Source organism: Malaciobacter marinus (assembly GCF_003544855.1).
Lineage (GTDB): Bacteria > Campylobacterota > Campylobacteria > Campylobacterales > Arcobacteraceae > Malaciobacter > Malaciobacter marinus.
Map to the genome: position 1 here is coordinate 267,278 of NZ_CP032101.1, position 21,225 is coordinate 288,502.

Annotated in this window: 20 protein-coding genes, 2 tRNA genes and 2 rRNA genes; 17 read left to right on the forward strand and 7 right to left on the reverse strand. The window is 27.6% G+C overall.

The window, feature by feature from the left end:
- Nucleotides 1-84: 84 nt before the first annotated feature.
- The 8 genes from AMRN_RS01355 (at nt 85) to AMRN_RS01390 (ending at nt 7,812) form a co-directional block, all read left to right on the forward strand.
- A tRNA-Ile gene (locus tag AMRN_RS01355) sits at nt 85-161 on the forward strand.
- Between the two features lie 36 nt (nt 162-197).
- Nucleotides 198-273 (forward strand) — tRNA-Ala (locus tag AMRN_RS01360).
- A gap of 234 nt (nt 274-507) precedes the next feature.
- Nucleotides 508-3,429: ribosomal RNA gene (locus tag AMRN_RS01365) — 23S ribosomal RNA — on the forward strand.
- 117 nt (nt 3,430-3,546) lie between these two features.
- Nucleotides 3,547-3,662, forward strand: a 5S ribosomal RNA gene (rrf, locus tag AMRN_RS01370).
- Between the two features lie 275 nt (nt 3,663-3,937).
- Nucleotides 3,938-4,741, forward strand: coding sequence for a response regulator transcription factor (locus tag AMRN_RS01375; RefSeq protein ID WP_099312319.1), 804 nt, complete (start codon nt 3,938-3,940; stop codon nt 4,739-4,741).
- A gap of 2 nt (nt 4,742-4,743) precedes the next feature.
- Nucleotides 4,744-6,357 carry a diguanylate cyclase gene (locus AMRN_RS01380; protein ID WP_099312317.1) on the forward strand — a complete coding sequence of 538 codons (1,614 nt, stop codon included), beginning with the start codon at nt 4,744-4,746 and terminating at the stop codon, nt 6,355-6,357.
- Between the two features lie 82 nt (nt 6,358-6,439).
- Nucleotides 6,440-6,805, forward strand: coding sequence for an RNA polymerase-binding protein DksA (gene dksA / locus AMRN_RS01385; protein ID WP_099312315.1), 366 nt, complete (start codon nt 6,440-6,442; stop codon nt 6,803-6,805).
- Between the two features lie 5 nt (nt 6,806-6,810).
- Nucleotides 6,811-7,812, forward strand: a complete 1,002-nt coding sequence (locus tag AMRN_RS01390) for a tRNA pseudouridine(13) synthase TruD (RefSeq protein ID WP_099312314.1) — start codon at nt 6,811-6,813, stop codon at nt 7,810-7,812.
- Here AMRN_RS01390 and AMRN_RS01395 read toward each other — a convergent pair.
- From AMRN_RS01395 to AMRN_RS01420, 6 genes are all read right to left on the reverse strand, one after another.
- The gene (locus AMRN_RS01395) at nt 7,802-8,383 is read right to left on the reverse strand and encodes a hypothetical protein (protein WP_099312312.1); all 582 of its coding nucleotides are present in this window, start codon (nt 8,381-8,383) and stop codon (nt 7,802-7,804) included. The two genes, AMRN_RS01390 and AMRN_RS01395, sit on opposite strands and share 11 nt — an antisense overlap.
- Entirely contained in the window at nt 8,384-9,307 is a 924-nt protein-coding gene (locus AMRN_RS01400) for an MlaD family protein (protein WP_099312310.1), read from the reverse strand.
- On the reverse strand, nt 9,291-10,046 hold the full coding sequence (locus AMRN_RS01405; protein ID WP_099312308.1) for an ABC transporter ATP-binding protein: 756 nt from the start codon (nt 10,044-10,046) through the stop codon (nt 9,291-9,293). The genes AMRN_RS01400 and AMRN_RS01405 overlap by 17 nt, the downstream gene beginning before the upstream one ends.
- Nucleotides 10,046-11,125: an MlaE family ABC transporter permease gene (locus tag AMRN_RS01410; protein ID WP_099312306.1), complete on the reverse strand. Its 1,080-nt coding sequence runs from the start codon at nt 11,123-11,125 to the stop codon at nt 10,046-10,048. The genes AMRN_RS01405 and AMRN_RS01410 overlap by 1 nt, the downstream gene beginning before the upstream one ends.
- A gap of 82 nt (nt 11,126-11,207) precedes the next feature.
- On the reverse strand, nt 11,208-12,182 hold the full coding sequence (locus tag AMRN_RS01415; RefSeq protein ID WP_099312304.1) for a hypothetical protein: 975 nt from the start codon (nt 12,180-12,182) through the stop codon (nt 11,208-11,210).
- A 12-nt stretch (nt 12,183-12,194) separates the two neighbouring features.
- The gene (locus AMRN_RS01420) at nt 12,195-12,776 is read right to left on the reverse strand and encodes a tetratricopeptide repeat protein (RefSeq protein WP_099312302.1); all 582 of its coding nucleotides are present in this window, start codon (nt 12,774-12,776) and stop codon (nt 12,195-12,197) included.
- Between the two features lie 108 nt (nt 12,777-12,884).
- On the opposite strand from AMRN_RS01420, the gene AMRN_RS01425 reads away from it, so the two are divergent.
- The 7 genes from AMRN_RS01425 to crcB are packed head-to-tail and all read left to right on the forward strand — an operon-like array spanning nt 12,885 to nt 18,179.
- Nucleotides 12,885-14,213 carry a S41 family peptidase gene (locus AMRN_RS01425; RefSeq protein WP_165772861.1) on the forward strand — a complete coding sequence of 443 codons (1,329 nt, stop codon included), beginning with the start codon at nt 12,885-12,887 and terminating at the stop codon, nt 14,211-14,213.
- A 10-nt stretch (nt 14,214-14,223) separates the two neighbouring features.
- Nucleotides 14,224-14,937: a phosphoribosylaminoimidazolesuccinocarboxamide synthase gene (gene purC / locus AMRN_RS01430; RefSeq protein ID WP_099312298.1), complete on the forward strand. Its 714-nt coding sequence runs from the start codon at nt 14,224-14,226 to the stop codon at nt 14,935-14,937.
- Between the two features lie 15 nt (nt 14,938-14,952).
- Nucleotides 14,953-15,198, forward strand: a complete 246-nt coding sequence (gene purS / locus AMRN_RS01435) for a phosphoribosylformylglycinamidine synthase subunit PurS (RefSeq protein ID WP_099312296.1) — start codon at nt 14,953-14,955, stop codon at nt 15,196-15,198.
- Nucleotides 15,199-15,203: 5 nt separating this feature from the next.
- Nucleotides 15,204-15,875 carry a phosphoribosylformylglycinamidine synthase I gene (gene purQ, locus AMRN_RS01440; RefSeq protein ID WP_099312321.1) on the forward strand — a complete coding sequence of 224 codons (672 nt, stop codon included), beginning with the start codon at nt 15,204-15,206 and terminating at the stop codon, nt 15,873-15,875.
- A gap of 49 nt (nt 15,876-15,924) precedes the next feature.
- Nucleotides 15,925-17,130, forward strand: a complete 1,206-nt coding sequence (locus AMRN_RS01445; protein WP_099312294.1) for a hypothetical protein — start codon at nt 15,925-15,927, stop codon at nt 17,128-17,130.
- Nucleotides 17,117-17,800 carry a lysophospholipid acyltransferase family protein gene (locus AMRN_RS01450; RefSeq protein WP_099312292.1) on the forward strand — a complete coding sequence of 228 codons (684 nt, stop codon included), beginning with the start codon at nt 17,117-17,119 and terminating at the stop codon, nt 17,798-17,800. The genes AMRN_RS01445 and AMRN_RS01450 overlap by 14 nt, the downstream gene beginning before the upstream one ends.
- The gene (gene crcB / locus AMRN_RS01455) at nt 17,790-18,179 is read left to right on the forward strand and encodes a fluoride efflux transporter CrcB (protein WP_099312291.1); all 390 of its coding nucleotides are present in this window, start codon (nt 17,790-17,792) and stop codon (nt 18,177-18,179) included. Before AMRN_RS01450 ends, crcB begins: the two co-directional genes overlap by 11 nt.
- On the opposite strand, the gene AMRN_RS01460 is transcribed toward crcB, so the two are convergent.
- Nucleotides 18,176-18,667, reverse strand: a complete 492-nt coding sequence (locus AMRN_RS01460; protein WP_099312289.1) for a helix-turn-helix domain-containing protein — start codon at nt 18,665-18,667, stop codon at nt 18,176-18,178. The two genes, crcB and AMRN_RS01460, sit on opposite strands and share 4 nt — an antisense overlap.
- 614 nt (nt 18,668-19,281) lie before the next feature.
- Here AMRN_RS01460 and tatA point away from each other — a divergent pair.
- On the forward strand, nt 19,282-19,518 hold the full coding sequence (tatA, locus tag AMRN_RS01465; protein WP_099312287.1) for a twin-arginine translocase TatA/TatE family subunit: 237 nt from the start codon (nt 19,282-19,284) through the stop codon (nt 19,516-19,518).
- 15 nt (nt 19,519-19,533) lie between these two features.
- Nucleotides 19,534-21,123 (forward strand): arginine--tRNA ligase, encoded by a 1,590-nt coding sequence (argS, locus tag AMRN_RS01470; protein WP_099312285.1) that lies wholly within the window; start codon nt 19,534-19,536, stop codon nt 21,121-21,123.
- The last annotated feature ends 102 nt before the right edge of the window (nt 21,124-21,225 follow it).

Here is a 21,225-nt window from a genome sequence, read left to right on the forward strand (position 1 = left end):
AGAAAAGATTAAGAGAGTCAAAACTCTTAATCAAAAAGTCAATATATATTCAGTTTATAAAGGTTATTTAAAAGATAGGTGAGAGGGCCTATAGCTCAGCTGGCTAGAGCGCTCGACTGATAATCGTGAGGTCCCAGGTTCAAGTCCTGGTAGGCCCACCATGATTAAATAATCTTAAAAGAAGAGATTAAAAAGTTGGGGAATTAGCTCAGCTGGGAGAGCGCCTGCCTTGCACGCAGGAGGTCAGCGGTTCGATCCCGCTATTCTCCACCAACAAATAAGAAGAAGTTAAATATAAGTTCAATGAAGATTGAATTTATATTTAATTTTTTCAGAGATGAGAAGATTAAAGAGTTATTTAAAAATATAATGTTAAAGTCAAAAATTTTTCTAAGAAAAGAAAGCAATTTCAAGAAAAGAAGAAGAACACAACTATTTTATTAAATTTAATAAGATAGTAGCCAAGGAATAATTATCAAAAAAGGTTAGAGTAAGATCTAATTAAAAAAATAAGCTATTAAGGGCTAATGGTGGATGCCTAGACTGTAAGAGGCGAAGAAGGACGTACTAGACTGCGAAAAGTCACGAGGAGCTGTCAAGAAGCATTGATTCGTGAATATCCGAATGGGACAACCCAGTATATAGAGATATATATTACCCAGCAATGGGGGCTAACGTGGTGAAGTGAAACATCTCAGTAACCATAGGAAGAGAAATCAAAAGAGATTCCCAAAGTAGCGGCGAGCGAAATGGGAGCAGGGCAAACCCTATGCTTGCATAGGGGGTTGAAGGACCATAATATGAGACTAAAGATAATAGTAGAGATATCTGGAAAGGTATAGCAAAGAAGGTGAAACTCCTGTATACAAAATTATCAATAGCTCTAATGGTATCCTGAGTAGGACGGAACACGTGATATTTTGTCTGAATCCGGGGGGACCACCCTCCAACCCTAAATACTACTTACAGATCGATAGTGAACAAGTACCGTGAGGGAAAGGTGAAAAGTACTCCAGCGAGGAGAGTGAAATAGAACCTGAAACCATTAGCTTACAATCATTCAGAGCCCTATGTGAATTTATTCACAGGGTGATGGACTGCCTTTTGCATAATGAGCCTGCGAGTTGTGGTATCTGGCAAGGTTAAGTCAAGTACGAAGCCGTAGCGAAAGCGAGTCTTAAAAGGCGAAATAGTCAGATGCTGCAGACCCGAAACGAAGTGATCTATCCATGGGCAGGTTGAAGCTGGTGTAAGAGCCAGTGGAGGACCGAACCGATGGGCGTTGAAAAGCCCCCGGATGACCTGTGGATAGGGGTGAAAGGCCAATCAAACTTCGTGATAGCTGGTTCTCTCCGAAATATATTTAGGTATAGCCTCTAGTAGTAGCATGTAGGGGTAGAGCACTGAATGGGCTAGGGCTGCTTACCGCGGTACCAAACCCTATCAAACTTCGAATACTACATGTGCAAGCTAGGGAGTCAGGCGTAGGGTGATAAAATCCTATGTCGAGAGGGGAACAACCCAGACTAACAGCTAAGGTCCCAAAGTTACATCTAAGTGGAAAACGATGTGGAGTTACTGTGACAACCAGGAGGTTGGCTTAGAAGCAGCCATCCTTTAAAGAAAGCGTAACAGCTCACTGGTCTAGTGATTCTGCGCGGAAAATATAACGGGGCTAAGATGTACACCGAAGCTTTAGATTCATAATTTATTATGAGTGGTAGGAGAGCGTTCTATTCAGCGTCGAAGCTGTACCGGTAAGGAGCAGTGGAGCGGATAGAAGTGAGCATGCAGGCATGAGTAGCGATAATTAAGGTGAGAATCCTTAACGCCGAAAACCCAAGGTTTCCTACGCGATGCTCGTCATCGTAGGGTTAGTCGGGTCCTAAGTCGAGTCCGAAAGGGGTAGACGATGGAAAATTGGTTAATATTCCAATACCAACAATTAAGCGCGATGTGGGGACGCATAGAGTTAATCGAGCTCACTGATGGAATAGTGGGTCGAAGGACGTAGGTTGATACTTAGGTAAATCCGGGTATCACGAGACCGAGATCTAACAGGCTGAACAATCTCTTCGGAGAGCGTTTAGAATCGATGATACTGTCGTGCCAAGAAAAGCCACTAAGTATATTAATTGTTGCCCGTACCGCAAACCGACACAGGTAGGTGGGATGAGTATTCTAAGGCGCGTGGAAGAACCCTGGTTAAGGAACTCTGCAAACTAGCACCGTATCTTCGGTATAAGGTGTGCCTACTTTGGTATAGAGATTTACTCTCAAAAGCTAAAGAGGTTGCAACAAAGAGTCCCTCCCGACTGTTTACCAAAAACACAGCACTTTGCTAACACGTAAGTGGATGTATAAGGTGTGACGCCTGCCCGGTGCTCGAAGGTTAATTGATGATGTAAGCGTAAGCGAAGCATTTGATCGAAGCCCGAGTAAACGGCGGCCGTAACTATAACGGTCCTAAGGTAGCGAAATTCCTTGTCGGTTAAATACCGACCTGCATGAATGGCGTAACGAGATGGGAGCTGTCTCAACCAGGGATCCAGTGAAATTGTAGTGGAGGTGAAAATTCCTCCTACCCGCGGAAAGACGGAAAGACCCCGTGCACCTTTACTACAGCTTGACACTGTAGCTTGGATATTCATGTGCAGGATAGGTGGGAGGCTTTGATTACTAGACGCAAGTAGAGTATGAGCCACCCTTGAGATACCACCCTTGAATATTTGAGTTACTAACTGCGTACAATAAACTTGTATCAGGACAATGTCTGGTGGGTAGTTTGACTGGGGCGGTCGCCTCCTAAAAAGTAACGGAGGCTTACAAAGGTTAGTTCAAGGCGGATGGAAATCGCCTGATGAGTATAATGGCATAAACTAGCTTGACTGTGAGAGAGACAACTCGAGCAGAGACGAAAGTCGGTCATAGTGATCCGGTGGTTCTGAGTGGAAGGGCCATCGCTCAAAGGATAAAAGGTACGCCGGGGATAACAGGCTGATCTCCCCCAAGAGCTCACATCGACGGGGAGGTTTGGCACCTCGATGTCGGCTCATCGCATCCTGGGGCTGGAGCAGGTCCCAAGGGTATGGCTGTTCGCCATTTAAAGCGGTACGCGAGCTGGGTTCAGAACGTCGTGAGACAGTTCGGTCCCTATCTTCCGTGGGCGTAGGAAAGTTGAGAAGATTTGTCCCTAGTACGAGAGGACCGGGATGAACGTACCACTGGTGTACCAATTGTTCTGCCAAGAGCATCGTTGGGTAGCTACGTACGGATGAGATAAGAGCTGAAAGCATCTAAGCTCGAAGCCAACTTCAAGATGAACTTTCCCTGAAGATCCCAGTAAGACTAACTGGTTGATAGGCTAGATGTGTAAGCATAGAAATATGTTTAGCTGACTAGTACTAATAGATCGTTCGGCTTATTATTATACTTGGTTTACTATCTTATTAAGTTTACTAAAGTTGTGTTCAAAGAGACTTTAACATTAATATACTCAAAATATGAGTATAGAGTGAATAATAAAATTCATTGTATACTCATATTGCTGGTGGATATAGCGAAGTGGAAATACCCAGATCCATACCGAACCTGGAAGTCAAGCACTTCTGCGCTGATAATACTGCACCTTTCAGGTGTGGAAACGTAGGCCTCTGCCAGCTCTTGAGTTTTTTTAAGCCCTTATCTATTTTAACTTTTTACAGTTATCTTAGTTATGGGCTTTTTTTTTGCCTTTTTTATCCTATATTTTTTACTTTATATTTTCCTTACTAGTTTACCTTTCTTTTTTATTTATTGTTTCTTTTTCTTCTATGATTGTTTTTTTAGAATATTATTTTCTAATAATTTGCATACTTAACTTTTAATAAGTTATAATAAGTTAATGATGATTTAGTAATTATAAATTCCTTAAGTAAATAATTTCAAGAGGTGTAATATGGTAAACAGTATATTAAAAGATTTAGTTGTACTTTATGTTGAAGATCAAAAAGATGCACAAGATGAATTAAAGCATGTATTTGATAGAACTTTTAAAAAAACAATAGTAGCTAATAATGGTGATGAAGGATTAAAGAAGTTTCTAATGCACAAAAAAAGAAACTATAATATTGATGTTGTAGTTACTGATATTAACATGCCAAAACTAAATGGTATAGATATGATTAAGGAAGTTAAAAAATATGACAAGGATGTTAAATTTGTTTTAACTACGGCACATACTGACCCTGAATATTTATTAGATTCAATTGAATTAGGTGTAACAGCTTATGTAACAAAACCAATTAATATAATGCAATTATTAGAAAAAATTGAATATGCGTATAAACAAAAAATAGATAATGATAAATTAAATAGAATAATAAATAAAATGAAAGAGCACAATATAAAAGAAGTGGAAGAGTTTTTTGATATTTTAGATAAAGAAACAAAAAAAGAAGAGTCAAATGAAAATTTATATTTATCTGATGGTTTTTCTTATAATTTTAAAAATAAAGTTCTTTTGAAAGATAATAAAACAATTTCATTAGTTAATCAAGAAATTATGTTATTAGAATACTTTATAAATAATTCAAATAAAATTTTATCATATGAAGAGTTACTTCAAGCAATATCAATTAATAATAGTGAGAATACTAGTTTAAATAATTTACGTACTGTAATTAAATCATTAAGAAAAAAATCTTCAAAAGAATTAATTATGAATTTGTCTGGTGTAGGCTATAAGTTAATTTTAGAGTAACAATGCAAAATAGATATTTAGAATACTTTAATGATAGTCCAACACTTTTTATAAAATTTAAAGGCAATAGTAGCAAAGTTGAATATATTACGAATAATGTTACAACTTTATTAGGGTATACATTAGAAGAAGTTTTAGACTCTAATTTTTCTTTTGAAAATATTATTCATAAAGGCGATTATAAATTAATAAAAGATGAGATAAAAGAATTAGAGTTTTCTAATGAAATTGAATTGTCACCTTATAGAGTATTAACTAAAAATAGTAATTATATTTGGATTAAAGAAATAAGAAAAAAGTTTTATGATAATAAAATAAATGAAAATCATATATGCTCATATATTTCAAATATAACAAAAGAGGTAAATTTAAAAAAGAACCTTTTTTATACAAATAAAATAATAAAAACAGTTTATGATAATTCTGTACATTTAATAGCATTACTTAAACCAAATGGTACACTAATTAAAGCAAATAAAACTGCATTAGAATTTATTAATAAAGATGAAAAGGAAATTATTAATAAAAAGTTTTGGGACACTAACTGGTGGGATGAGAGTCAAAAACAAATTATAAAAAAAGATCTTAAGAAGGCAAGTAAGGGATTTTTGGTTCATAGTGAAAAAAAAGTATTAGATGAGTATTATATTGAACTTACTATAAAACCTGTTTATGATGAAAATAGAGTAATATATCTTGTTTGTGAGGGTAAAGATATTACACAAGCAAAAAAGAAAGAAAAGAAAATAAATCATTATAATGAAATAATAAACAAGCAGTTAATTAGTATTACAAATAAAGAAGGAATAATTAAAGAGTGCAGTGATGCTTTTTGTGAATTAACTGGATATGATAAAAATGAGTTAGTTGGTAAAAAGCATAATATATTAAAACATCCAAATAATAATAATGATGATAAATACAAAGATTTATGGGAAACGATTACTTTAAATAGAACATGGAAAGGAAAGTTAAAAAATAAAACAAAAGATGGAAGGTCATTTTGGGTAGAAAATACTATTACTCCAAATTGTGATGAGAATGGCAATATTGAAAGTTATACTGCTATTTATAATAATATAACTACTAATAAAAAAATAAAAGAAAAACTAATCACTGATGAGTTAACTGGAATATATAATAGAAGATATTTTAATAAAATATTTAAAAAATATTATAAAAAATTCCAAAAATACAATGAAAAATTTGTTTTAATGATTGTAGATATTGATTATTTCAAGCAATATAATGATAATTATGGACACTCAAAAGGTGATGAAGTATTAAAAGATGTTGCACAAACTTTAAAATTAAATTTAAGAAAATGTGATTATGTATTTAGAATAGGTGGCGAAGAGTTTGCAATTCTTGTTGCAATAAATAGACATAATGTATCAAAGATAATAGCAAATAAACTAAAAGAAGCAATTTATAACTTAAATATTATACATGAATTTAGTTTTTATAGAAGATTGACAATTAGTGTAGGAATAAAACAAATAAACGAAAAGCTTTTATTAAAAAATAAAATTGAAATTTTTAATGAAGCAGATAAAGCATTATATAAAGCAAAACAAAATGGTAGGAACAGAGTTTTTACTTTTTTCGATACTTAATTTTTGATAAATTATTATAATAAAAAGATATAATATATAATAAAAACTATATAATAGTTTAACATAAGTTAAGGAGGCTGTCATGCCAAACACAAAACAGATTAACGAATTAAAAGTTATTTTACTTGATAGAAAAGAAAAACTTTTAAAAAATATTTTGGGAAGTAGAGAAAATATTGATTTACTAAAAGGTCAAGATGTAAAAGATGATCTTGATTATGCTGAAGTTGTGTCTGATTCATTTACAGAAGGTATGATTGCTAACCACCATTTAAAAGAGTTAGAAGAGATTGAATTAGCTTTAAAAAAAGTAGAAGATAGAAGCTATGGGATATGTGATATGTGTGGAGTTGTTATACCTCTTGGAAGGTTAAAAGCAAAACCTTATGCAAAGTATTGTACTGAATGTAGAACAGCTTTTGAAGCTGAACAAGCTAAAGGTAAATAAGAAATATGATTAAAAGAGTCTATTTTCAAAATCATAAAAGCCTAAATTTTGATTTTTTTCAAAATGAGAATGATTTTATAGTAGAAGAAATGCCAATTGAATTCACTTTAAAAGGTAATTTCTTAATTTTGAAAATAAAAAAAGTAAATTTAGGTACATGGGACTTAATAGATTTAATCTCTAATTTTTTGAGAATAGATAAAAATGAAGTAGGATATGCAGGTTTAAAAGATAAAAATGCTACAACTACACAATATATATCTATTCCAAAAAGGTATTCAAAAGATATTAAAAAATTTAAGCACAAAAAAGTTCAAATTTTAGAAACATATTTACACAAAGAGAAGTTAAATATTGGTCATTTAAAAGGCAATAGATTTAAAATTAATCTTAAAAAAGTAGATTTTGATACATTAATTTTGATTCAAAATTGTATTAAAAATATCAAAAAAACTGGTATGGCAAACTATTTTGGTTTTCAAAGATTTGGAAGGGATATTGAAGAAAATATAGAAAAAGCTAAGCAATTAGTTTCAGGAAATCTTCATATAAAAGATAGAAAATTAGAAAAAATGCTTATATCTGCATATCAAAGTGCATTTTTTAATTCATGGTTAGTTAAAAGAATAAGTTTGCAAAAAGATAAGTTTAAACTTATTGATGGAGATGTCTTTCATGATTTAAAAAAAGATAAATTTTTTACATCATCAAAAATAACTTCAACTTTAGAAGAAAATTTTGATAAAAAAGTAGTTTGTCCAACTGGTTTACTTCCTGGAAGAAAAGTCTTTAAAGCAACTTTAAAATCAAGAGAAATTGAAGAGAGATTTGATGATAGTAGTATTTATGAAAAAGGCTACAGAAGAGATGCTCTTGTTTTTGTAAAGATTAATGATATAAAGTATAACAAAGCTACTCAAGAGTGCTTAATAGACTTTATACTACCTAAAGGATCATATGCAACTGTTTTTATTGAAAACATTGCAAATAAAAATTTTAATTCTTAAAAGTCTTACTTTCAAGATCTTTTAAGAACTTCTCAAGAATAATAGAAAAAGCATTATTTACTGTAACTACAAAATCATAAGGAGTGTTTTTTTCTAATTTAATTTCTTTATTGTAATTGTAAAATGAACTTTTTTTAGTTTTAGTATTAATAAGTTCAAAATTTAAATTTAAAACTGCATAAGCACTATTTTTTTCAATTTTATTATATATTTCAAATATATTCGTATTTAAAATGTAATCTGCATTTGATAAATTAGAGTTATTAAATAAATTTGATTTATTAAAAGTTAATTTAAGTTCTTGATAAATCATATTTGATGGTATATCACTCCAATTATTTCTTGAATATTTATCTAGTTTATATTTTTTGTAGCTATAGAAAATATAAGTTTTATTAAAAGTATTGTTTACTTTGACTTTATTTATCTTTATATATTTTTTAGTATTTTTTAAAGCTTTATAATTTGTATCAAATTTTATTAAAAAATTATTATTTGATAAAGATTGATCTTTTAAACTACATCCTGTAAATAAAACTAGGCTTATTAATAATATTGTAATTGATCTCATTTATTCTCCTGGTCCAAGTTTTTGCTTATTTTTCTTAAATAAAATATCACTTGGATTTTCTTTTAATTGTTCTATTAACTCTTCACTTTTTATCAAACTATTTTCAAATTGATTTAAAACATCATTAAAATTATTAATAGTTGATTGAGAAATAGTTTTTAAATCAAAAGAACCTTTTTCTACTTCATTTAATACTTTTTGTGAGAGTTCCATTACTTTAAGAGCAGATTCTTTAACACTATTTGCAGAATCAGACATATTATTAAAAGAACTTTTACTCGTAATTGATAAATCATTTAAATTATTTAGAATTTGTGTTAATTTGTTTTCATTATTAATTATATATTGTGTTATTTCTTGAGTATTAACTGCTGTTTGTTTACTAGCATTTAGTAATTCTGAAAAATTATTTATATTTTCATTACTAAAAAGTATTCTTGTTTGAATAAGCAATTGTGTAAGTTGTTTTGAGATATCTTTGCTTGAATTTTCTAAGTTTCCTAAAACGGAGATTTTTGAATTAATTACTCTTTCATTATATTTATTTTCTTGTATAAGATTAGAATCTTTACTTCCACCTTTTAATTCAATATATTTTAATCCAGTTAATCCAAGCGTTCCCAAAGTTGCGTAATTATCTTTTTTAATAGGCGTATTTTCTATTACAGAAATTTTTATTTTTATCTCTTGGGAATTTTTAGGATTAATTGATATGTTTTCTACTTTTCCAACTTGTACTCCTTTAAATTTAACAGGAGAGTCAATATTTAATCCTGATACAGATTCTTTAAAATAGATCATATAACTATCTTGTTTTGTAACTACAAATGCATATTTCCCTAACCAAAATATAAAAATTAACATAAGGACAAATAGTACTATTACAAAAGTACCTATTTTAAAAAAATTAATTCTTGTTTGCATAAGAATCCTTTTTAAATGTTAAAAAACTTCTTGTAATTTTATCTTTACTCTCTAAAGCTTGAGTAAGTGTTCCATTAAAATGTATTTTTGTATCTTTTAATATTATAAATCTATCTAATGTTGATTTAATTGTATCTAAATCATGGGTAATTATTATTATTGTTAAATCTAATGTGTTCTTTAATTTTTTTATCAAATCATTAAATTGAATAGTACTTGATGGATCTAATCCACTAGTTGGTTCATCTAGAAAAAGTATTTTTGGTTGATTTGCTAATGCTCTTGCAAGTGCAACTTTTTTTTTCATACCTCCACTTAATTGTGATGGATATAAATATGCACTACTTATATCAAGACCAACCATATTTAAGTTTGTTAAAGCAATTTTAGTTATTAAATCTTTTGGAAGTTTTGTGTACTCTTTTAGAATAACCTGAACATTTTCAAGAACATTTAAAAAAGAGTATAAAGCTCCAAATTGAAAAAGATATGAAAATTGTAATTTTAAATTTTCTTCTTTTTTTAAAGTTAAATTACTTAGGTTCTCATTTAAAAATATAATTTCACCCTTTTGTATTTTTTGTAACATTACAATTTGTTTAATTAGGACAGTTTTTCCAGATCCACTACCTCCTAAAATACCAAAAATTTCATTTTTTTTGATATCAAAACTAATATTATTATGAATTACATTTTTATCAAAACTTGTATATAAGTTTCTTACTTTTATTACATTCATTAAAGACCACTTTCTGTTAATATTACTGAAAAAATAGCATTTAGTGCAATTACTACAAAAATAGCATTTACTACGCTTTTTGTAGTATATTTTCCTATACTTGTTGTATTATTTCTTACTTGAAAACCTCTATAACATCCAATTATTGCTATTGCTATTCCAAAAAATATTGATTTAATAATTCCTATTAAAAAATGTTTAATACCTACTTCTTCATACATTCTATTTATAAACTCAGCATATGTTATATCTAAATCTATATAAGCTACAATCATGCCAGAGCCAACAGCTATTACATCTGCAAAGAATACCAATAATGGAAGTGATATAAAAAGTGCGAATACTCTAGGTAATGTTATGAAAATTGTAGGTTCAAAAGCCATTGTTTTCATAGCATCTACTTCTTCTGTTATTTTCATAGCACCAATTTGTGCAGTATAAGAACTAGCTGTTCTACCTGCAATAACAATTGCTGTTAATAATGGAGCAATCTCTCTAAACATAGTGATACAAATCATTTCTACTATAAAAATATTTGCTCCAAATTTTTCAAGTTGAACTGCGCCTTGATAAGCAATAACTATTCCTACTAAAAAAGAAGTAAGAGTTATGATCCCTAAAGCACCAATTCCTGAAGCATCAATATATTTTAGCATCTCTTTAAATCTTATTTTATTAGGTTTTATTAAAGAATAGAAAAAATAATAAAAAAGTTCACCTAAAAAAATAATAAACACTTTTAACTCTTGAAGATTTTTATATGTAGTTTTCCCTATATTTTCTATAAAATTTTTATTGCCTTTTTCTTTTGGAATCTCATCTAAGTAGTATCTTTTGTAGTGTTCATATAAATCTTTGAATTTATTATTTATTAGGATATTCCCTTGTTTTTCAAGTGAAATTAAATAGATAAGTGAACAAGAGTCTACATGATGAAGTTTTTTTAAATCAATTGTATATTTTAAATTATTATTTATAAAAGAGATAAGTTTTGGAAGGGATGATTTATTTAAATTTCCTAAAAGTTCAATTTTATTATTTGTTGTAGAAAAATTAAAATCGAAGTTTGAAGTTTCCAATCTCTAAGCCTTTATTTATATTATAGCTATTCTATAATCTTTTCACTAAAGAAAAGATATAGAAATAGTTTTAAAGACTAGATTATTTAACTATAAAATACTCATCATTGTGATATATAATATTATCAATTGCAATAACATTTTCTTCATTATCAAATGAAAAGTCATAAATTTTATCAGATTTAAAATCATTACTAATATTGATTAAATAACCTTGTGATTCAAGTGCATAAAGAGAGCTTCCATATGCTAGGGCATAAAATTTTGCATATTTATATTTTTTTCTATCTTGAATATTTAATGATATGTCAGTTTTTATTATTTGACCGTCAATTGTTGCTATAAAAATATCTTGATTATGCGCTATTATATCTCTAATGTTATACTCTTTTAAATTTACAACTCCAGCTCCAACAGATACAACTTTATTTGAACTAGAAGCAATTAATGTATCATTTACAACATCTAGAAATATTATATTATTAAATTTACTATCTGCATCAACAACAATAGTTCTAATAACTTTGTTTGATTTTGCAGAAACAACAATTACTTTTCCATCTAATGTTGGGAATAAAATTAGACTTCCCATATAATAAGGATTTGCTATTCTTGTATCATTTGCTAAAGATTTTGAATAATACTCTTTCATTAATATATTTTTAGTGTTAATATCATAAAGAGCAATTGAGTTATCCATAAATACTAATGCTAAAATATTATCTTTTAATGTTGCAGCAACAACTCCTGTTGAAAATTCGTGTTCTGTTTTATTTAATAAAATCTTATTTAAATAGTTTGTAGAAATAACAGTGTCTTCACTTAAATTTATAAATTCAAATCCTTCTGGAAGTTGAAAATTTGAAACACCTTTTTTTGTTATGATTTCACCATTATCTAAAGTCGCTCCAACTTTGTTAAATGATTTTATATTGTCATTTAATGAAGCGCTATTTGATTCATAATCACCTAAAGTATCATCAACTTCAAAATATTTTTTACTAGAACAACCAGTAAAAATTATAAGAGATGTTAGTAGTATTAAGAAATATTTCATAGATTTTTCCTTCTATTTTGTAAGTAAATAGTGATTTAAAATTTTCACTAATTCATATGCTTTTGACTCTTTTTGAATAAGTTTTAAAGTAATCTTTGCATCTTCATATTTTCCATCTTTTGCTTCAATTAATGCTTTATTGAAAATTGCAAACTCTTTTAATAAAAAATTTGGATCCATTGAAACATCATTTAACTTTTCAATACTTTGCTCTTTTAAAGCTTTTTGATATTTACTTAAACTATTGAAAAAAAGTACGTTAACATCAGCTGTTTGACCATTTTTTTTAGCTTTTAAATATAGTGCCATATTGTAAAGTTTTTTATTTGTTTCTTCTAATGTTTTTAATGCTTCTTGATTGTTTACATCATTTAAAAATTTGTTAAAAGCAATATTTGCTTTTAGTTTATTTTCATTATCAATGTAGTTTTTTACACTAAATCCAATAATAGCTACAACAACAACTATTATAGATGTAATTATTAGTGCTTTATTTTTTTTATAAAATCTCTCAATTTTCACAAAACTTTCAAGAAATTTTTCTTCACTATTTAGTTCATTTTTAACAAAATCCACATTCTCTTTTAAACTCATAAATTTCCTTTAAAAAAATTAATCAATATGTTACAAAAATTTTCATAAAACCTTACTTTTATAAAAGTTTGAATATAATACAAGTCTTATACAAATGAAAGGTTAATAATGAAAAAATTTCTATTGGCTTCATCTTTTGCTTTAGTACTTTCGCATGGTTTATTTGCAAAAGAAAAAAGTGAGGAGCTAACGCAAAGTAGATTTGAATCATTAACTAAACTAACACAAGTTATTGGTACAGTTGAAAAATACTATGTTGATGATGTTAAACTTCAAGAGATTGTAAATAAAGCAATAAAAGGTTTGATGCAAGAATTAGATGCTCACTCATCATTTTTGGATAAAAAATCTACAAAAGAGATGTCAATTCAAACAAATGGTGAATTTGGTGGTTTGGGAATTACTGTAGGAATGAGAGACTCAGCATTAACTGTTATATCACCAATTGATGGAACACCTGCATATGAAGCTGGAATAAAATCTGGAGATATAATTTTAAAAATTGATGATAAATCAACATTAAATATGACTTTAAATGATGCTGTAGGATTAATGAGAGGAAAACCAAAAACTAAAATTAATTTGACTGTTGTAAGAAAAGGTGAAAATAAACCTCTTAAAATAACAATAGTAAGAGACATAATTAAAGTGCAATCTGTATTTTCAAAAAAAATCGATGATAATTTATTATATTTAAGAATTGCAAGTTTTGATAAAAAAGTGACTGATAAACTAAAAGATATTATAAAAAAACATACTAAAACAAAAGGTATAGTTTTAGATTTGAGAAACAATCCTGGTGGTCTTTTGGCACAAGCTATATCAGTAACAGATCTTTTTGTTGATTCAGGTGTAATTGTATCTCAAAAAGGTAGAGATGCAAGTGATGAAGAAAAGTTTTATGCAAAATATACTAATACTTTAACTGATGTCCCAATGGTTGTTTTAGTAAATGCAGGAAGTGCAAGTGCAAGTGAGATTGTAAGTGGTGCTTTACAAGATCATAAAAGAGCAATTATTATAGGAGAAAAAACTTTTGGAAAAGGTTCAGTTCAAGCAGTATTACCAATAGTAAAAGATAGAAGTGAAAATATTAAGCTTACAATAGCAAAATATTATTTACCAAGTGGAAGAACTATTCAAGCAAAAGGAATAACTCCTGATATTATTGCATTTGCAGGAAAAACTGTAACTGAGCCTTCAAATGATTTTCAAATAAAAGAAGCAGACTTAAAAAAACATTTAGAAGAAGAGCTTGAAAAAGTTGAAGATAAAAAAACAAAAAAAGAAGTAAAATCTGGAAAAGATAAAGAAAAAGTAGAAAAGAAAGAAGAAGATAAAGAGAAAGAAGAGATTATTACAAAAAAAGATATACAAAATGATAATCAAATCAATTCAGCTATTAATATTTTAAAAAGTTTAATAATTATGAAATAGAAGGAATAAAATGACTAAGACAGAACTTTTATATGAGGGTAAAGCGAAAAAAATTTGGAAAACAGAAGATGAAAATTTTCTTGTTTCTGAATTTAAGGATGATTTAACAGCGTTTAATGGAGAAAAAAAATCAAGTGAAGAGGGAAAAGGTGCTTTAAATAACCAAATCTCAAGTGCACTTTTTGAACTATTAAATGAAAAAGGAATTCAAACTCATTTTGTAAAAATGCTTGATGATAATAATATGCTTCATAAATCTTGTGAAGTAATAAAGATTGAAGTTATTGTAAGAAATATAGCAACAGGATCTTTAAGTAAAAACTTAGGAATTGATAATGGTAAAGTATTACCATTTACTTTAGTAGAGTTTGATTATAAAAATGATGCTTTAGGAGATCCAAAATTAAATGACCAACATGCATTAATTTTAGGTTTAGTTAAACACCAAGATGAACTAGACAAAATTAGAAGAGTTGCAAGAGAAATAAATGATATATTAAAACCTTTCTTTTTTGAAAAAGGATTAAAACTTGTAGATTTTAAATTAGAGTTTGGAAAAGATAAAAATGGTAATATTATTTTAATAGATGAATTAAGTCCTGATAATTGCAGATTTTGGGATATAGAATCTGGTGAATCATTAGATAAAGATAGATTTAGACAAGGTAAAGGTGGGCTAAAAGTTGCCTATACTCAAGTATTAAATAGAATTTTAAATAAATAATTAGGGAGATAGAATTTGAAAGCAATTGTAAATGTGGCATTAAAACAAGGTGTTTTAGATGATCAAGGTAAAGCAACACATCATGCATTAGATACATTGGGGTTCAAAGAAGTAGTTAAAGATGTAAGAATAGGTAAACAAATTGTTATTGAACTTAATTCTTCAAGCAAAGAAATTGCAAAAGCTGAAGTTACAAATATGTGTGAGAAACTGCTTGCAAATACTGTAATAGAAGATTATGAAATTGAAATTGTAGGTTAATTATGATGAATGTAACAGTATTACAATTTCCCGGAACAAATTGTGAATATGATACAAAATATGCCTTTGAAAAACTTGGGTGTAATGTAGAAATTATTTGGCATAAAGATACAACTTTACCAGAGAATACTGATCTTTTAGTAATACCTGGTGGATTTTCATATGGAGATTATCTAAGAAGTGGTGCAATTGCAAGATTTGCAAATATTATGAATGCAGTACAAGAATATGCTTCAAATGGTGGTAAAGTTTTAGGTATTTGTAATGGTTTTCAAATTCTTTTAGAAGCAGGCTTACTTCCTGGTGCTATGAAAAGAAATGACTCTTTACATTTTATTTCTAAGTTTAACTATTTAAAAGTTATTAATAATGATAATGTATTTTTAAAAGAGTTAAATATTGGTGATATAGTTAATATTCCCGTTGCACATCATGATGGAAACTATTTTATTGATGAAACAGGATTAAAAGAGTTAGAATCAAATAATCAAATATTATTAAAATATTGTGAAAAAGATGGAAATGAACAAAATCTAAATGGTTCTGTTTCTCAAATTGCAGGAATCTGTAATAAGGAAAAGAATATATTTGGACTTATGCCCCATCCTGAAAGAGCAATAGAACAACTACTTGGTGGAGATGATGGAATAAGAATGCTACAAGGCTTTTTTAAATAAAGTAAAGTAGTAGATATTTCTACTACTTTTACTTAAAAGAGAAAATAATATGAAAATAATACTGCTAATATTACTTACTATACAAATTATATTTGCTAATACTACTTTTACAAATGAAGAGAGTTCAGTTTTTCAAGAAGATGTTTATAAACAATTAAATACACAAGTAGAAGATGATACATTTTCTTCTAATGGTCTTGATTACTTAAATGAAGAGAGTGTTAAAACAGTCCCTACGTCAAAAAATTTATATTTATCTTATTTAGAGTTTCCTCAAAATATATATAAGAACCAAAGATTTGAAATTAGTATTAAAGCTTTAATTACTACAGATGATTTTGATAGAATTGAGACAAGATTTGTTGATTCAAAAAATATGAATGTCTTAAATCCAGAACAAGCTTGGATGGCTGTAGATAATAATAGTTTTGAAAACATATACTATTTTAAAGCTTATGAGCAAGATTTTATAATGCCAACATTTCAAGTATTGTTATATAAAAATGATCAATTAATTGATTTTGCATATTTAAAGCCAAAAGATATTAGATTTTCTAAATTAGCAAAAGGAGATAATAGTTTTTCAAATGTTATTGCAAAAGAGTTAGTTTTAAATACATATAAAACTAAACAATACAATAATAATGAGTTATTAACAATTATTGATATAGATGCAAAATATTCAAATTTAGAAGATTTTTATTTAAATGATTTTTCAAAAGATCAAGGTATTTCAAGTATTGAAGATGAATATCCAGAACAGCATTTATTATATTATATTGTAGCTCCTATTCATAAAAAGAGATTAAATTTTACTTATTTTAATACTTCATCAAAAAGCTTTGAAAGAATATCAATACCTTTAGAGTTAGAAAATGAGTTAGTAAGTACTCAAACTGATTTAAACCCAAATAGTTCAAATCTTGAGCTTTATAAAAAAGTTGCTTTATTGGCACTTTTACTGATTTTTATTATTTTATTTATTTGGAAAAGAAAAAAAACTTATTTATTAATTCTTCTGATTTTGATTATAATAGCAATATTATATCTAATGCCTAATAAGCATGCTGTATTAAAGAACAATACTATGATATATATTTTACCAACAAATAAATCAACAATTTTTTATCAATTAGATAATTTTAAAAAAGTTGAAATATTAAATAAAAAAAATGAATTTATAAAAGTAATGTTCAATAATAACAGTAATAAAGTTATTGGATGGGTAAAGGAAGATAGTTTTGTCAAGAATTAGAGCACTTTTAGTTGTTATACAATTTTCATTAACAGTTGCGGTTACAATATTTTTCATGTATTTATTTAGAAATCATACACATAAAGTAATAAAAATATGGATGAAATTTCAAATGTTTTTTCTTGGAATAAAATTAGAAGAAGAGGGTTCTTTAGACGAAACATGTGATATGGTTATTTTAAATCATCAAAGTTTATTAGATATTATAGTAATGGAATATATACACTCAAAAAACTTAGCATGGGTAGCTAAAAAAGAGATTACTGATTTACCTTTTTTTGGACATATCATAAAAGCTCCAAGAATGATATCTATTGACAGAGAGAATAAAGCTGGACTTGTTAAACTATTAAGAGAGTCAAAAGATAGATTATCTAAAGGAAGACCAATAGCAATTTTTCCAGAAGGCACAAGAACAGATGGAAAAACTATACTTCCTTTTAAAAGTGGTGCAAAGATGGTTGCAAATAAATTAAAATTAAGAGTTCAACCTGTTGTTATGTTAAACACAAGAAAGATACTAGACTCAAAAAAACTTACATGTAATCCAGGTATTGTAAAAGTGATTTATCTTGAACCTGTTCAAGCTTCAAATGATACTGATTGGTTTAAACAAACTGAATTAAAAATGAATGAAATATTAAAAGAAAAGTCAAAAAATGAGTTTTAATTGGCCTGCTGTTTTAGCAATAGGTTTTGGAGGATTTATTGGAGCAGTTGCTAGAGCATACACTGTACATTTTACTAATAAGTATATTCCTTTAGAGTTTCCATTAGGAATATTAGTTGTAAATATCTTAGGAAGTTTTTTAATAGGTTTAGTTTTTGCAGTTTTTGCCCATTATAATTTAAATGATAATTTAAAAATGTTTTTAACTACAGGTTTTTTAGGAGCATTAACTACTTATTCTACATTTGCAATTGAAACATTTTTTCTTTTTCAAAGTTCTTTTATAATTGCTGTTGCAAATATAGCTTTAAATGTTTTTGGTACTATATTCGCTGCAGCTTTTGGGTACAAGGTTTTACAGTTTTTTCTTAATCATTAGTAGCTATCTGTAAAATCTTTTATCTCTCTTACTTTTTTAACTACATTATCATATAATGCATCTGGCATATAAGGAAGTAATGAAATAAGCTCATCAATTTTATCCTTATTTGTTTTATAAGTATATATTTTTTCAACTTGTTTAGTCATCTCTTGTTCCCAATGACATAAATCTTCAATTCTATTTTTTATTAATTCAAGTTCATTTTTTGACAAATCTTTTAATATATACTTTAAGTATCTACTTCTACTATTTGAATTATCTTCAAATAACTCTTGTTCTGCCACATTTAATGCTTCTGCTATATAAGGAATAAAATCAGCTTTTATTGATGATGTTCCATTTAAGTAAGCATATATTGAAGACACAGATGGTGCTTCACCTATTCTATTAACTTTTGGATTTACAGCAAGTAATCTAGCAGCAAATTCCTTTTTTGTAAGTTTTTTTTCTTTTAATATTTGATTGATTCTTTCATAAATTTCCATATTTTGCCTTTTTGGTATTTCATTAAATCGTCTTACAGTTTAACTAAAGAAAATATAACAAATATTATATATTGTATAGTTAAATAATACAAATTAATTAATAATTTAAATAAGAAAGCATTATATCAAAAAAAAGTAAATAAATAATGACTAAAATCAAAAAAAAATGCTTTTTTCTATTATTCTTAACTCATAATTTTATTATAAAAAAAAGTCATTTTATTTGACTTTTAAGTGACATATATATGACAGAGTAGTCGTTTGTAAGGATTGTGTAAAACCAAAAATATAATAAATTTTTTATTTATTTTTATAATCAAGTGCTAATAATAGAACTTTAGGATAAATAATATTTAATTTTTAGTAAAAAATAATTTATTTTTAATAAATGAAAAGAGATATATTATTTATTATAGTTTAAGAGTAAAATTATTAAATATTTATTTTCTTATAATTATTGTTTTTTTGTAATAATTGTAATATTTTTTATTAAAATAAAATACTAATTTTATAAACATAGCAAAAAAATATTATAAAAAGTAGATATAAGAAATTAAATAAAATTTTTAAGTATTAAGTAGATATAATCTGTAAAAAATTATAAGGAGTCTACGATGGGTATGCCAGGTGGAGTAGAATGGATTTTAATTGCATTAGTAGTATTATTACTATTTGGAGGTAAAAAAATACCAGAACTAGCTAAAGGTTTAGGAAGTGGGATTAAAAACTTCAAAAAAGCAGTAAAAGATGACGAAGACGAAGAAGTTGCAAGCACTGATAAAGTTGATGAATTAGATAAAAAAAGTGAAGCTAAAAAAGAAGAAAAAAAAGAAGAATCTAAAACTGTATAAAAAAGAGATGATAGATTGCAAAAAATAGTTAAAAATTATATTGAAGAAGTATTAGAAAAAGATGTAGTACTTGAAAAACCAAAAGATATAACATTGGGACATTTTGCCACTCCAGTTGCTTTTTCTTTAGCAAAAGAGTTGAAAAAATCTCCTATGATAATCGCAAATGAACTTGCTTTAAAATTTGAAGAGAGTGAAATGTTTGAAAAAGTTGAAGCTGTAAAAGGTTTTATTAACTTTAAACTTTCATCTTCATTTTTGCAAAAACTTTGTGAAGAGTCATTGTCTTTGGGTGATGAATACGCAAAACAAGAAAATGTAAATGAAAAGATTCTTTTAGAGTATGTAAGTGCAAATCCGACAGGTCCATTACATATAGGACATGCTAGAGGAGCAATTGCAGGTGATACATTAGCTAGAATTGGAAGACACTTAGGTTATGATATTACAACAGAGTATTATGTAAATGATGCTGGTGCTCAAATGGATCTATTAGGTTTATCTTTAGCCTTAGCAGGAAAAGAATCAATTTTAAAAGAAGAAGTTGAGTATCCAGAAAAATATTATAGAGGCGATTATCTTTTTGATATTGCACAAGATGTTCAAAAAGAGTTTGGAACAGAAATTTTTAATGATGAATCAAGATATCTTGAACTTGCACATTTTGCAAAAGATAAAGTTTTAGAAATTATTAAAAAAGATATGGCTGATATAGGAATTGAATTTGATAATTATATTAGTGAAAAGTCTTTATATTCATCTTGGGAAAAAACAAAAGAGGTATTAGAAAAAAATGGCTCTTTATATGAAAAAGATGAAAAACTTTGGATTAAATCAACACAGTTTGGAGATGATGTAGACAGAGTTGTTGTAAGAGACAATAAAATACCTACTTATCTTGCTGGCGATATTATTTATCATAAAAATAAATATGATAGAGCATATGATAGATATATAAATATTTGGGGTGCAGATCACCATGGATATATTACAAGAGTTAAAGCTGCAATTGAGTTTTTAGGAAATGATTCTTCAAAACTTGAAGTGCTTTTATCTCAAATGGTTCAGTTGCTTAAAGGTGGAGAACCTTATAAAATGAGTAAACGAGCAGGAAATGTAATTTTGATGAGTGATATATCACAAGAGATTGGTTCTGATGCCTTAAGATTTGTATTTTTAACTAAAAAAAGTGATACTCACTTAGAGTTTGATTTAGATATCTTAAAAAATCAAGATAGTTCAAATCCCGTTTTTTATATTAATTATTCATATGCTAGAATAAATCAAGTTTTTAAAAAAGCAAATTTAACTTTTGATGATGTAGTAGGTGAAAGTTTTGATGGATTAAACGCAGATGCTATAAATTTAGTGTATGAATCACTTCTTTTACCATCAATACTACAAGAAGCATTTGTTAAAAGAGATATGCAAAAAGTAACAGATTATTTAAATTCTCTTGCTTCATCAGTACATAAGTTTTATAATGATTATAAAATTATTGATTCAGATGAACAAAATAAATATTTAAAAGTATTAAGTTTAGTAGCACTTACTATAAAAGTTACTTTAAATCTTTTAGGAATAAAGGCGAAGGAGATTATGTAATGAAATGGTTTATTTTAATTTTCATAGTTATCGTAGGATATGCAATACTTACAGGTAATATGGGTGGTGCTAAACATGCCACTGGAAATTATAATAGACTTC

Bases quoted from the DNA above. Each gene is read 5' to 3' on its own strand.
- AMRN_RS01390 (WP_099312314.1), top strand. From the start codon at position 6,811: ATGATTAAAAGAGTCTATTTTCAAAATCATAAAAGCCTAAATTTTGAT.
- AMRN_RS01415 (WP_099312304.1), bottom strand. From the start codon at position 12,182: ATGAAATATTTCTTAATACTACTAACATCTCTTATAATTTTTACTGGT.
- AMRN_RS01395 (WP_099312312.1), bottom strand. From the start codon at position 8,383: ATGAGATCAATTACAATATTATTAATAAGCCTAGTTTTATTTACAGGA.
- purC (WP_099312298.1), top strand. From the start codon at position 14,224: ATGACTAAGACAGAACTTTTATATGAGGGTAAAGCGAAAAAAATTTGG.
- AMRN_RS01445 (WP_099312294.1), top strand. From the start codon at position 15,925: ATGAAAATAATACTGCTAATATTACTTACTATACAAATTATATTTGCT.
- AMRN_RS01400 (WP_099312310.1), bottom strand. From the start codon at position 9,307: ATGCAAACAAGAATTAATTTTTTTAAAATAGGTACTTTTGTAATAGTA.
- AMRN_RS01375 (WP_099312319.1), top strand. From the start codon at position 3,938: ATGGTAAACAGTATATTAAAAGATTTAGTTGTACTTTATGTTGAAGAT.
- crcB (WP_099312291.1), top strand. From the start codon at position 17,790: ATGAGTTTTAATTGGCCTGCTGTTTTAGCAATAGGTTTTGGAGGATTT.
- tatA (WP_099312287.1), top strand. From the start codon at position 19,282: ATGGGTATGCCAGGTGGAGTAGAATGGATTTTAATTGCATTAGTAGTA.
- AMRN_RS01405 (WP_099312308.1), bottom strand. From the start codon at position 10,046: ATGAATGTAATAAAAGTAAGAAACTTATATACAAGTTTTGATAAAAAT.
- purQ (WP_099312321.1), top strand. From the start codon at position 15,204: ATGAATGTAACAGTATTACAATTTCCCGGAACAAATTGTGAATATGAT.
- dksA (WP_099312315.1), top strand. From the start codon at position 6,440: ATGCCAAACACAAAACAGATTAACGAATTAAAAGTTATTTTACTTGAT.
- AMRN_RS01460 (WP_099312289.1), bottom strand. From the start codon at position 18,667: ATGGAAATTTATGAAAGAATCAATCAAATATTAAAAGAAAAAAAACTT.
- AMRN_RS01380 (WP_099312317.1), top strand. From the start codon at position 4,744: ATGCAAAATAGATATTTAGAATACTTTAATGATAGTCCAACACTTTTT.
- AMRN_RS01420 (WP_099312302.1), bottom strand. From the start codon at position 12,776: ATGAGTTTAAAAGAGAATGTGGATTTTGTTAAAAATGAACTAAATAGT.
- AMRN_RS01425 (WP_165772861.1), top strand. From the start codon at position 12,885: ATGAAAAAATTTCTATTGGCTTCATCTTTTGCTTTAGTACTTTCGCAT.